The 11,217-nt window shown below is 72.1% G+C and carries 11 protein-coding genes and 1 riboswitch; of the genes, 9 read left to right on the top strand and 2 right to left on the bottom strand.

What is annotated here, in order from left to right; genetic code table 11:
* Nucleotides 1–162 precede the first annotated feature (162 nt).
* From DWB68_RS14645 to DWB68_RS14630, 3 genes are all read left to right on the top strand, one after another.
* Nucleotides 163–1,080 carry a hypothetical protein gene (locus DWB68_RS14645; protein WP_119425863.1) on the top strand — a complete coding sequence of 306 codons (918 nt, stop codon included), beginning with the start codon at nucleotides 163–165 and terminating at the stop codon, nucleotides 1,078–1,080.
* Nucleotides 1,081–1,226: 146 nt separating this feature from the next.
* Complete coding sequence (locus DWB68_RS14640; protein WP_119425862.1) at nucleotides 1,227–2,156, top strand: hypothetical protein; 930 nt, start codon at nucleotides 1,227–1,229, stop codon at nucleotides 2,154–2,156.
* Nucleotides 2,157–2,434: 278 nt separating this feature from the next.
* Nucleotides 2,435–2,923 (top strand): hypothetical protein, encoded by a 489-nt coding sequence (locus DWB68_RS14630; RefSeq protein WP_119425860.1) that lies wholly within the window; start codon nucleotides 2,435–2,437, stop codon nucleotides 2,921–2,923.
* A 42-nt stretch (nucleotides 2,924–2,965) separates the two neighbouring features.
* Here DWB68_RS14630 and DWB68_RS14625 read toward each other — a convergent pair whose 3' ends face one another.
* Nucleotides 2,966–4,174, bottom strand: a complete 1,209-nt coding sequence (locus DWB68_RS14625) for a M20 metallopeptidase family protein (RefSeq protein ID WP_119425859.1) — start codon at nucleotides 4,172–4,174, stop codon at nucleotides 2,966–2,968.
* Nucleotides 4,175–4,337: 163 nt separating this feature from the next.
* On the opposite strand from DWB68_RS14625, the gene DWB68_RS14620 reads away from it, so the two are divergent.
* From DWB68_RS14620 to DWB68_RS14610, 3 genes are read left to right on the top strand one after another with little or no spacing between them, the layout of a single operon-like run.
* Nucleotides 4,338–5,426 carry a hypothetical protein gene (locus DWB68_RS14620; RefSeq protein WP_119425858.1) on the top strand — a complete coding sequence of 363 codons (1,089 nt, stop codon included), beginning with the start codon at nucleotides 4,338–4,340 and terminating at the stop codon, nucleotides 5,424–5,426.
* 60 nt (nucleotides 5,427–5,486) lie between these two features.
* The gene (locus DWB68_RS14615; protein ID WP_119425857.1) at nucleotides 5,487–6,233 is read left to right on the top strand and encodes an SDR family NAD(P)-dependent oxidoreductase; all 747 of its coding nucleotides are present in this window, start codon (nucleotides 5,487–5,489) and stop codon (nucleotides 6,231–6,233) included.
* Nucleotides 6,230–6,706, top strand: coding sequence for a MarR family winged helix-turn-helix transcriptional regulator (locus tag DWB68_RS14610; RefSeq protein WP_119425856.1), 477 nt, complete (start codon nucleotides 6,230–6,232; stop codon nucleotides 6,704–6,706). Before DWB68_RS14615 ends, DWB68_RS14610 begins: the two co-directional genes overlap by 4 nt.
* Nucleotides 6,707–6,776: 70 nt before the next feature.
* Here DWB68_RS14610 and DWB68_RS14605 read toward each other — a convergent pair whose 3' ends face one another.
* Nucleotides 6,777–7,409 (bottom strand): histidine phosphatase family protein, encoded by a 633-nt coding sequence (locus DWB68_RS14605; protein WP_119425855.1) that lies wholly within the window; start codon nucleotides 7,407–7,409, stop codon nucleotides 6,777–6,779.
* Between the two features lie 465 nt (nucleotides 7,410–7,874).
* Between DWB68_RS14605 and DWB68_RS14600 the strand changes: the two genes are divergently transcribed.
* The 3 genes from DWB68_RS14600 (at nucleotide 7,875) to DWB68_RS14590 (ending at nucleotide 10,859) form a co-directional block, all read left to right on the top strand.
* A complete protein-coding gene (locus DWB68_RS14600; protein ID WP_119425854.1) occupies nucleotides 7,875–8,627 on the top strand; it encodes an LPXTG cell wall anchor domain-containing protein in 753 nt (250 codons plus the stop codon).
* Between the two features lie 237 nt (nucleotides 8,628–8,864).
* A riboswitch (SAM riboswitch) is annotated at nucleotides 8,865–8,984 on the top strand.
* Between the two features lie 7 nt (nucleotides 8,985–8,991).
* Nucleotides 8,992–10,362 carry an O-acetylhomoserine aminocarboxypropyltransferase/cysteine synthase family protein gene (locus DWB68_RS14595; protein WP_119425853.1) on the top strand — a complete coding sequence of 457 codons (1,371 nt, stop codon included), beginning with the start codon at nucleotides 8,992–8,994 and terminating at the stop codon, nucleotides 10,360–10,362.
* Nucleotides 10,359–10,859 carry a CoA-binding protein gene (locus tag DWB68_RS14590; protein ID WP_119425852.1) on the top strand — a complete coding sequence of 167 codons (501 nt, stop codon included), beginning with the start codon at nucleotides 10,359–10,361 and terminating at the stop codon, nucleotides 10,857–10,859. Before DWB68_RS14595 ends, DWB68_RS14590 begins: the two co-directional genes overlap by 4 nt.
* Nucleotides 10,860–11,217: the final 358 nt, after the last annotated feature.

The following is an 11,217-nucleotide window of genomic DNA, read 5'->3' as shown; positions in this document are numbered from 1 at the left end:
GGGGCATGAAGACCTCCGTGGTGAGAGCTGGATCCTAGATAGCTCCACACCTCACCCGGAGGTCTTCCTCATGTCACGCCGCCCCGCCGAAGACGTACCTAACCTGCCGGGGCAATACACCTAGCCTGGACCACGAACCGAACGCGATGCTGGGGGGCAAGCATGGGATCACGCAACGGCGCGGCGGGGGATCTGTGGATCCGGCTCGGCCTCTTCGCGGCGGGCTACATCGGGCTCAGCCTCGTGCTGATGCTGGCCTACCGCGGGCTCTCGGGCGACACGCTCCTCGGCGGAGGCTCGTGGCCGGTCTCCGTGTTCTCGGTCCTCTCGGGCGTTCCCCTGCTCGGCGCCGCGGCGCTCGCGTGGTTCCTGCCGCGCACCGCCGTCAGCGCCGCCACGGGAGCTGTGCGGCCGCTGTCCCGGATCTTCGTCCTCTCCGGCGTGGCCCTGGGCCTCATGGTCCTGCTGTCCTTCGCCTTCTCCGGCATCTCCTCGTGGAGCACTTCGTCCGGGCTGGCCGGCACCGTCACCGCTCCGCTGAGCCGGGTCTCCTCCGGCTTCGTGGGCTCACTCGTCACGTGTGTCGCCGTGTTCGGAGTGCTGGTGCCCCTGTGGCGGCGCATCCTCTCCCCCGCCTGGTCGGGGATGGCTTCGGCGCTCACGGTCCAGGCGCCCTTGCTCCTCGCGACCCTGATCGGCGCCGCGTTCGCGGTCTCCTCCGCGCCCGGGCTCGTGGGCATGGCTTTCCTGGAGCTGCTCGTCAAGGCAGCCGTGTGGGGCGTGCTGTACGCCGGCCTCGCGCGCCTCGTGGACGGACGCCCCTGGTGGCAGGCCGTTCTCCTGGCGGGCTTGGCCCTGGCCTGCGTGTCCGCCGCAGCGCGCTCCCTAGACACGGCCCTGCAGCTCCTCTCACGCGGCGAGATCGGGGCCGTGGGCTTCGCGGGCCTCGGCTGGAGCGAGCTGGCCCTCTACCTCGTCTTCGGCTGGCTCGCGCTGTCCATGGGGCGCGACGCCGCGCGACGCCCCTCGGGCGGCGCGCAGCGCTCGGCGCCCGCGCCCTCGCCCGGCCCCGCCGAGTAGGCGGGGCAACTCGTGAGGCCCCGCGCGCCGTCGTGCGGCTCGGCGCACGGGTTCCGGCTTGGCAACGGTTGCGGCACCGCCTTGGCCGCGGGGTGCCCCCGCGCCTAGCCTGAACGGAAGGCATTCACCCATTCCAGGAGGGCGCCATGAGCGGTTCCGGCACACTGAGCGTCGGGGCCGTGTGGCTGCGCATCGGGATCTTCACGGTCGCGTCTGTCGCGCTGAGCTGGGCGCTGGCCCCGCTTCTGGAGCCGATCCTGCGGGGCATCACCGAAGGCGGCGCCTCCACCTGGGGCCTCGCCCTCCTCCCCGCGGTCGCCACCTTGCCCACGCTCGGTGCGGCGGTGCTCGCGTGGCTCCTGCCGCGCCCCCTCCCCCTGCGCACGGCCGGCGCCACCCGCCCGTGGTTCTGGTGTCTGGTGCTCTTCCTGGTCGGCGCCGGCGTCCACCTCGCGTTGGCGCTCGGGTCCTCGAGCATGAACGGCTGGAGCGACTCGGTGTCGGTGTTCGAGGCCGCCAAGAAAGTGTGGATCGCGCTCTGGGTGGGCCTGCCCTCGACCGCCGTGAAGGCGCTCATCACCATGGTGCTGCTGTGGGGCATCGCCAGGCGCGCCATGTCGGCCGCCCGTGCCGGCGTGGTGGTGGCCGTCGCGGGGGCCCTGCCCGGACTGCTCTCGCTCCTCCTCGCCTCGGCGCTGGGTGGCGGATTCGCCGGCGGCACCGGAGGCGTCCCGTCCGGTGCCGCGGAGGCGGGAATCCTGGTGAGTTCGGTGGTCCAGGTCGCCGCCTGGGCCGTGCTCTACTCGGGGCTCGGCCGCCTCGTGGACGGGCGCGGCCCCGGGGCGCGCTGGGCGCTGTCGGCCATGGCCCTGCTGCCGCTCCACGTGACCCCAAGGTCCGGGCTGCCGTTCGTCTCCTCCGTGGAGCTCGACGGTTCGTTGGGGAGCGCCATCGCGAGCACGCTCGCCTCGATGACGATGGTCCTCGCGCTGGGCGCGCTCGCCTGGCTCCTCTCCGCCGCCCGGCCCTCCCGTGCGAGCCCCCGCTCGGCCGCGACGGCCGACGCCGGCGCGTAGGCCCGCGTGAAGAGCGACGACATCGACTACGGCTGGTTCGAGGAGACCCTCGCGGATCTGGGCTCGCACGTTGAGCGCTGGCCCTTGCTGGCGTTCTCCGCCCGTATCGCCACGGAGCTCGAAGACGGGGAGCTCGAGCTCGAGCTGGCCAGGCGCGCGGGCCGCGACATCGGGATCGACGCCGACCTGGCGGCCACCTCCACGCGGCGGGTGCTCCCGCTCATCGCCCCGGCCCCCCCCCCGAGCGAGCGGACGCCTGGCTGCGCGACGCCTCCAGCGTGGACGGCGTCGGCGCGGCGGCGGAGCGCCTCGTGCTCAGCGTCGCGGAAGCCGCCGGCACCCCGGCGGTAGAGGGCACCCGTGCGCTCCACCGCCTGCACGCCGCGGAGGCCGCCGCCTCGAACGCCACCCAGCGCGTGATCGGCGCGCCGGAGGACGAAAGCCTCGACATCAAGACGGCCCTCGAGGAACTGGCGGCGGCCCAGGTCGAGACCGGCTTCGCGCTCAAGGAACTGCTCGAGAAAATCCTGCTCCCCGCCGCGAACCCGCAGCGCCGGCGCGGCCTCCGCGGGCTCTTTGGCTCCACCCCCGCGCCGGAGCGCGGAACCGAGCTGATGCGCGCGCACCTGGACGGCGGCGCTCCCCACCACGCGGCGGCCGACTTCGTGTCGCCGCGGCTCAACCGGGACGCCGCCTGGGACGGCGTGGACCTGTTGTGGCCGCACCTCGAGCGTTGGTGGGCCGGGGTGCTGGCCCGCCGGCACTGAACGGATCCCGCTCGGGGTGACCCCACGCCGTCGGGCAGGGAACTACAGGGCCACCGGCCCCTTGCCGAGCGCCAGCCCGGCGAGCGCCTCGACGGCGCGCGGCAACACCGCGTCGTCGAACACCGCCAGCGGCGAATGGTTCGTGGGTGCCGTGTGCGGGTCCTGCCCCGGCGGGACGGCGCCGAGCAGGATGTACGCGCCGGGCACGCGCAGGAGCACCTCGGAGAAGTCCTCGCTGCCGGGCTCGGGGGCGGGCAGCTCCTCGTAGGCCTCGCTGCCAAAGAGCCCCTCGATGACGCCGCGCGCGTAGTCCACCTCGGCCGGATCGTTGACGGTCACGGGGAACTCGCAATCGGGGCGCACGTCCACGCCCAGGCCGTGCGCGTCGGCGATGCCGCGCACCAGGCGCTCCACGGCCGGGATGAGCCGTGCGCGGGAACCCGCAGAGAAGGTGCGCAGCGTGATCGAGAGCGTCGCTGTGTCGGGAACGATGTTTGACGCCGTGCCCGCGGTGAGGTGTCCAACGGTCGCCACGACGGGGTCGAAGGCGTCGAACTGCCGCGTGACGAGGCTCTGCAGGCCAAGCACCATCTCGGCCGCCACGGGAACGGGGTCCTGGGAGAGGTGCGGGACGGAGCCGTGGCCGCCGCGCCCGCGAACGGTGACGATGAGGTCGTCGCAGCCGGCCTGGATGCTGCCGGGGCGGGAGACGAAGCGCCCGTGCTCGTACTTGGCCGAGTAGACGTGCAGGGCGAAGGCGGCGTCCGCGCGCGGGCCCGCCGCCTCGAGCAGCCCCTGCTCGATCATGCGCAGCGCCCCGCCGTCGGTCTCCTCGGCGGGCTGGAACATGCCGATGACGTCGGCGACGAGCTCCCCGCGGCGCTGACCCAGGTACGCGAGCGCCCCGTACAGCCCGGCCGTGTGCAGATCGTGGCCGCACGCGTGCATGGTCCCGGCGGGGTCCGGGGCGTACGGCAGGCCGGTCTCCTCGGTGACGGGCAGGCCGTCCATGTCGCCGCGCAGCAGCACCACGGGGCGGCGCGTTCCCTCTGGCAGCGGCGCCTCGCCGCGCAGCACGGCCACCACGGAGCTCATGCCCTCGCCCGTGCTGACCTCAAGCCCCTCGATCCCGGCCAACCGCCCGAGCACCGCGGCCTGCGTCTGGGGCAGCTCCAGGTCCAGCTCCGGGTGAGCGTGCAGCTCGCGCCGGAACGCGATGACGTCGGCGGCGAGCTCGGCGGGGATGGACACGTGACCTCCGGGAGAGAGCGGTGCGAATCCGGCTGTGGCGGCGCCGGTGGCTCGAGCCTACCCAAGCCACGGCCCGCGCGGCCTGCCCGGCGCTTCCCGCCGTTTCTCCCGGGCCGCGCGGGGCCGCGGACGTACCGTGGGACGAGCACCCCAGGAGGCCGTCATGACTTTCCCCCTCGACGCGTCGGCGCCGCCGCGCGGCTCGCTCGCACCCGTCCGCTCGCTCATCTTCGTTGCCGTAGCCCTTGCCGCGTCCTTCGGGCTCGCGTGGCTCGTCGGCACCGACACCCTTCCGTGGGCCGGTGCGCTGGAGGCCGCCAGGAATCCGCGGCTTGAACAGATGCACGACGCCGCCCTTCCGTTCCTCCCAGCGCTGCTCGCCGGCCTGGCGGCCTGGCTTCTGCCGCGCCCGCTGGGCCGCACCGAGGCCCGCCCCGGGCGCCGCTCCCCCGCCGCCCTGTGGGCCCTGGGGCTCGCGTGGCTGCTCACGCTGGCCGTGATCCTCGTGAGCTGGCCCTGGGATCCCGTGACCATCTTTGGGCAATCGCTCAACCCGCCCTCGCCCGCCGGGGCCGGGTTGCGCTGCCTCGCCGCCGGGATCTTCCTTGGCCTGGCCGCGCTTCCCCTATTCAGCGCGTGGCGCGCCGCCCCGCGCGCGGCGGCCTCGATCGTCGTCGCCCTCTGCCTGGGGATCGTGACCTTCGCCGGTCAGCTGACCGTGTCCACCCCGGAGGCCTTTGGTCTGCCCCGCGATCCGGGCGCCACGGGCGCGCGCTGGCAGGCGGAGGATTGGGGCACGCCCAGCACCCTCGCGGCGGCGGTGGCGCTCGTGGCCTTCGGCGCCCACGTGGCGGTCTCCCGACGGGGAGGCTTCCTGCGCTGGGCGGTTCCCGCCGCGTTCTTCACCCTGGTGCTGATGCCACACATCGGCACCTCGTTTGTGGTCTTCGGCGCCTCCTACGAGCCGCTCGCCGGGACCGAGGTCTCCCTGGGCGGATCGGTGCGAGACTGGTGGGACCCGTTGCAGCTACTCACCACCCTGTCCGTCCCGCTCGTGGCCTGCCTGCTCTTGCTCCTGACGACCCTGTCCGGCGGCACCGCGAGCGGCGAGCCGGCCGACCTGAGCTTCCTCGAGGAAAGCGAGCCTCCGGCGCCCGGGCGCTTCAGCGACGCGCAGACGCGGGCCCTGCCCGTGGTGGCCGCCCCGGTATCACAGACCGGCCGAAACGAGCGGGACGTCACGGACTTTTAATGTCCTTAGGACAGTATTAGACTACGGACCACCCCACCGCTTCAACGGATCGAGACCACCATGATCTTCACGAACAAGACCGCACTCGTCACCGGTTCCGGTGCCGGCATCGGCCGAGCCATCGCCGAGCGACTCGCCGCCGAGGGTGCCAATGTGGTCGTCTCCGACGTCAACGACGAAGCCGGCGCCGAGGTCGTCGAGGCCATCACCGCCGCCGGCGGCCGCGCCGTCTACCAGCACACCGCCGTGGGCGACGCGGCGGAGGTCAAGGCCCTCATCCAGCGCGCCGTCGCCGAGTTCGGCGGCCTGGACTTCGCCGTCAACAACGCCGGTGTGGGCGCCCAGCCCAAGCCCGTGCAGTACCTGAGCGACGCCGAGTGGGCCCGCACCATCGACATCACCCTGACCGGCACCTTCCAGAGCCTGCGCGAGGAGATCGGCCACATGGTCGCCAACGGCGGCGGCGCCATCGTCAACGTCTCCTCGATCGCCTCGCTGCAGCCCACGCCGAACCTCTCGCCCTACGGCGCGGCCAAGCACGGCGTGCTCTCCCTGACCCAGTCGGTCGCCTCCGAGTACGCCGCCCGCGGCATCCGCGTCAACGCCGTGGCCCCGGGCCCCATCGCGACCGCGGCGCTGGCCTCGCTACCGCAGGAGGCCCAGGACGAGTACGCCTCCGAGGTGCCCATGAAGCGCCTCGGCCAGCCCGGGGACATCGCCAACGCCGTGGTGTTCCTGCTCTCCGATCAGGCCTCGTTCATCACGGGCCAGACCCTCGCCGTGGATGGGGGGTCGCTGATCCGATGAGCCCCACCGATCGCCAGCAGTCAATCGACCTGCTCGACTCACTCAAGCGGGTCCTCGCCAAGTGGACCAACCCCCGTTTCCTGGAGCGCATGGGCCGCGAGGCCGGGCTGGACCTGGATGCCTCCGCCGTCACCGTGCTCACGCTGGCTTGGCGCCACGGTCCCTTGCGCCCCTCGGCCATCGCCGAGTCCATGGCCACGGGCGCGTCGAACGTCTCCAAGATCCTGGCCCGCCTCGAGGCCCAGGACCTGGTCCGCCGCGACCGCGACCCCGAGGACGCCCGCGCCACGCTCGTCAAGGTCACGGAGAACGGCCGCGCCGCCGCGACGCGCCTCGACGACGCCGGCGTCCTGACCATGGAGCACATGCTCAGCAAGTGGACGGCGCGCCAGCGCACCGAGTTCCTCGTGTCGCTGCAGCGCTTCGAGGCGACGACCATCGACATGGTCAACGAGCCGCCCAAGGAGGGCTGAGCCCGTCGCCGAACACGAAGGAGGGGTGGGGAGCACCAAGCTCCCCACCCCTCCTTCGCGTTCGCCCGGTTCAGGCGCGCGGCACGCCGCTCGCCGAGGTCCACTGGGCGGCGTCGAGCTCGATGATCTCCGCGTTGCGCGGGCTCGAGTGGAAGCGCTGCCAGTCATCCAGGGCATCAAGCGTGAGCCGAATGATGGTGCCGTGGGCCACCACGATCACGCGCTCGCCCGGATGGGCGGCCACGATGCGGCGCACCGCGGCGAGGCCGCGCTCGCCCGTCTCCCTGGAATGCTCGACGCCGGGGAGCAGTCCCAGCCGATAGCCCACCGCCTCGATGGGGCCCGGATCGCCGTCGTGGCCGGGATGGAGCACACGCCGCGTCTCCGCCGGAAGCTCGGCGTCCACGGCACCCTCGAGCTCGCCGTAGCCGCGCTCGATCAGGCCCTCGTCCGTCTCCGGCGCGGGCAGGCCCAGGTGCTCCGCGATGATCGTGGCGGTCTCGAGCGCGCGGCCGAGCGGGGAGGCGACGACGGCGTCCCAACCGCCGCCCTCAAACTGCACGGCGGCCTCGCGGGCCTGCTCGCGCCCGGTGTCGTTCAGGGGGATGTCCACCTGCCCCTGCAGGCGGCCGGCCGCGTTCCAATCGGTCTGACCGTGGCGGACGAAGGCGAGCGGGGAGGAAAAATCGGTGCTGACAGGCATGCCGTTAACGGTACGTCTCGTAGCTGGGAGGGCGCTTGACCCTTGTTCGGACCCCCGCCGCAAAATAGACTTGTCCCACGCGTGACCGTGGGGGCCGCGCGAGAACACCCTGTCTAAGAAGGCGCAGCACCCGTGGAATCTCTCGCCACCATCGGCCAGCGCGCCGGCGAACCCCGTTCGTCGCTCCCCTGAGCCGCGCCCGCCGGGCACACCTCAGTAGCCACCTCGCGGCGAGCCCCTGCGCGCCCTCGGGCGCATCCCGTGCCCTCAGCCGGTCACCCCCGCCCCGGCGACCGCCCCGGGAACTCACTGCTCGCGGCGGCGGCACCCCTGCCGACTCCCATCGGTCGGGGCGTCGCCGCCGCCGTGAGGAGCGAGTCATGTTCCACGCCCCGGATCCGGTATCTTTCGCAGGGTCGACCGCGCACGCCCCCGACGCGCGGCACCCCCCCAAGGATCCCTGCCATGGAATGCCTCCCCCAGACCGGCCTGAGTGCCGGGACGACCGTCGCCATCGTGGCGATCGCCCTCGCGCTCATCGCCGTTGCGATCGTGCTCATCGTGAAGTCGCGCCGCGCCCGCACCGGCGCCCTCATGGCCATCGGCCTCGTGGGGCTCCTCGGCGCTCTGCCGCTCGCCGGCGCCCCGAACGCCGCTGCCGGCACCGATTGCAACGGCGCCAACGCCGTCTACATCACCTCCACGGCGACGGAGACGGCCGCCGGCCCCACCGTGAGCGCCACGACTACCGAGACGGTGACCGCCGACGCCGCGACCGTGACCCACACCGCCGCCGGCGCCACCGTCACCGAGACGGCGGTCTCCACGGTCACCGAGACCGCGCCCGGCCCGACCACGATGGTCACCTCCACCGCGCTGCGCGAGTGCACCACACCTCCGGCCTGGCTCACGGCGTACACCACGCAGGGCGGCTGGTTGCAGGGCGAGTCCTACGTGGTGCAGGCGGACGAGGACACCACAGGTGCCGGCGGCGGCGATGCGTTAGCTCGGATCGAGGAGATCCTGACGCGCGGCACGGTGGACGGACAGGCGCTCTGCGACCTGAAGATCACCTGGGTCCAGGCCATCACGCAGAGCACCGAGCCTGACAACACCATGGGCCGCACCCTCACGTACACCGGCTGGAATCACGCGTCGAACGGCCCGCTGCACCTCGCCTTCGACGCGGGCGAGTGGGGCCAGCAGCCCTGGTTCTAGTGGAACAACCTCACCACCACCATCACGGCACAGCTCAGCTTCACCCAGACGGGCGGCGGCACCGGCAGCTCCGAGATCACGCTGAGCGGTCCGTTCCAGGTGGCCATGCCGTAGCGCCGGCTGGCACCGGAGCGCAGCGGCGCCCGCCTTCGAAGGATCTTCGGGGCGGGCGCCGCTTTGCGCCGTATGACGGAACATGATTTCGCGTGCCACCCCTGCCGCTGACAGACTGAAAGGCGACCATCTAGAGCGGTTCAGGGACCCGGCCCGTCGAGACCGCAGCAACCAGCCCCCTCAAGGCGACCACGCGTCGTCGTGCAAGGAAAGCCAGGTGCTACCGCCGGGAGTCGATGGAAGGAGTCTCATGCCCTCGACCACGCCCGAACACCGCTTCGGCTTCCGCACGCGTGCACTGCACGCCGGCGGGACGCCGGACTCCGAGCACGGAGCCCGCGCCGTGCCGATCTACCAGACCAGCTCGTTCGTCTTCCAAGACGCGAACGACGCCGCCAACCTCTTTGCGCTGCAGAAGTACGGCAACATCTACAGCCGTATCGGTAACCCCACGGTGGCGGCCTTCGAGGAGCGCATCGCCTCGCTCGAGGGAGGCATCGGCGCCGTGGCCACGTCCTCCGGCATGGCCGCCGAGTTCATCACCTTCGCCGCGCTGACGCAGGCCGGGGACCACATCGTGGCCTCCTCTCGCCTGTACGGCGGCACCATCACGCAGCTCGACGTGACCCTGCGCCGCTTCGGCGTGGAGACCACCTTCGTTGACTCCACCGAGGCCGCCGACTTCGAGGCCGCCATCCAGGAGAACACCAAGGCGATCTACACCGAGGTCGTCGCGAACCCCTCGGGTTCCATCGTTGACCTGGACGGGCTGGGAGAGGTGGCGCACCGCCATGGCATCCCGCTCGTCGTGGACTCCACGCTCACCACCCCGTACCTCCTGCGCCCGCTGGAACACGGAGCGGACATCGTCATCCACTCGGCCACCAAGTTCATCGGCGGCCACGGCACCACCCTCGGCGGCGTGGTCGTCGAGTCCGGCCGCTTCAACTGGGGCAACGGCAAGTTCCCGTCCATGACCGAGCCCGTCGCCTCCTACGGCAACGTCTCCTGGTGGGGGAACTTCGGCGAGTACGGCTTCCTGACCAAGCTGCGCTCGGAGCAGCTGCGCGACATCGGCCCCTCGCTGGCGCCGCAGTCGGCGTTCAACCTGCTGCTCGGCGTGGAGACCCTGCCGCAGCGCATGGACGAGCACGTCAAGAACGCCAACGCCGTGGCCGCGTGGCTGGACGAGCACCCGCTCGTCACCTACGTGAACCATGCCTCCCTGGCCTCCCACCCCGAGCACGAACGCGCCAAGGCGCTCCTGCCGGGCGGCGTGGGCTCGGTCTTCAGCTTCGGCGTGAAGGGCGGCCGCGAGGCGGGCGCCCGCTTCATCGAGAACCTGCAGCTCGCGAGCCACCTCGCCAACATCGGCGACGCCAAGACCCTCGTGCTGCACCCGGCCTCCACCACGCACCAGCAGCTCACGCCCGAGCAGCTCGTGGCCGGCGGCATCCCCGACGACCTCATCCGCATTTCGGTGGGCCTCGAGGACCTCGTGGACATCCTGTGGGACCTGGACCAGGCTCTCACGGCGTCGCAGTCCGCGCCGGAGGCCGTCGAAGAGTTCGCCGCCCCCGAGTACGAGGCCTGCTCGATCCCCGTGGGAGGCGCCAAGTGAGCACCGCGACCCCCGAGCGCAGCTGGGTCGGCCCGTCGGCCGGCGAGCGCCTGAACCTCCTGAGCAAGGCCAAGTCCATCGCCATCGTCGGCGCCTCGGACAAGCCCTCGCGCGCCTCGTACTTCGTGGCGACCTATCTGCTCTCCTCCTCGCCGTACAAGGTCTACTTCGTGAACCCCGTGGCGACGGAGATCCTGGGCCAGCCGGTCTACAAGTCCCTCGCGGACCTGCCGGAGGCCCCGGACCTGGTTGACGTCTTCCGCAAGCACGACGACCTGCCGGGCGTGGCCCAGGAGGCCATCGACGCCGGCGCCAAGACCCTCTGGCTGCAGCTGGGCTCCTGGAACGAGGAGGCGGCGGCGATCGCCGAGGCCGCCAGCCTCTCCGTGGTCATGGACCGCTGCGTCAAGATCGAGCACGCCCGCTTCCACGGCGGCCTGCACCTGGCCGGCTTCGACACCGGCGTCATCTCCTCCAAGCGGCAGGTCCGCGCCTAGCTTTCTCGGCCAGGCACCCAACAGGGCCCGACTCGCTAACGCCGTCAGAGAAAAATCGCTCTTTGCGGGGAGATTTGCCCCACCCGGGACTCTTCACTACTGGAAGGTCCGCGCAGGAAGCGGCTTTCCACGCGGTCTCCGGCGGAGCGGGCCACCCCCTAGTGGGCCCGTTCAGCCGGTCCGGGACCCTCTCCCCAAAGCGCTCCCGGGTGGAGGCGGTCGTCGCTGCTTCACCCCTGGAAGGGGCGATGCACCTCCTCCGCACCGTCGGCTTGGCCCCACCTGGGGGGAGGGGCCAAGCCGACACCCGCCGCCCGCGCGGTGGAGAAGCTCGGTCGGCTCGCCGCGCCTCGTGGGT

Source organism: Galactobacter valiniphilus (assembly GCF_003575975.1).
In the GTDB taxonomy this organism is placed as follows: Bacteria; Actinomycetota; Actinomycetes; order Actinomycetales; family Micrococcaceae; genus Galactobacter; species Galactobacter valiniphilus.
Note: the sequence above shows the minus strand (reverse complement) of the source record. Positions and strands in the feature narration are given on the sequence as shown.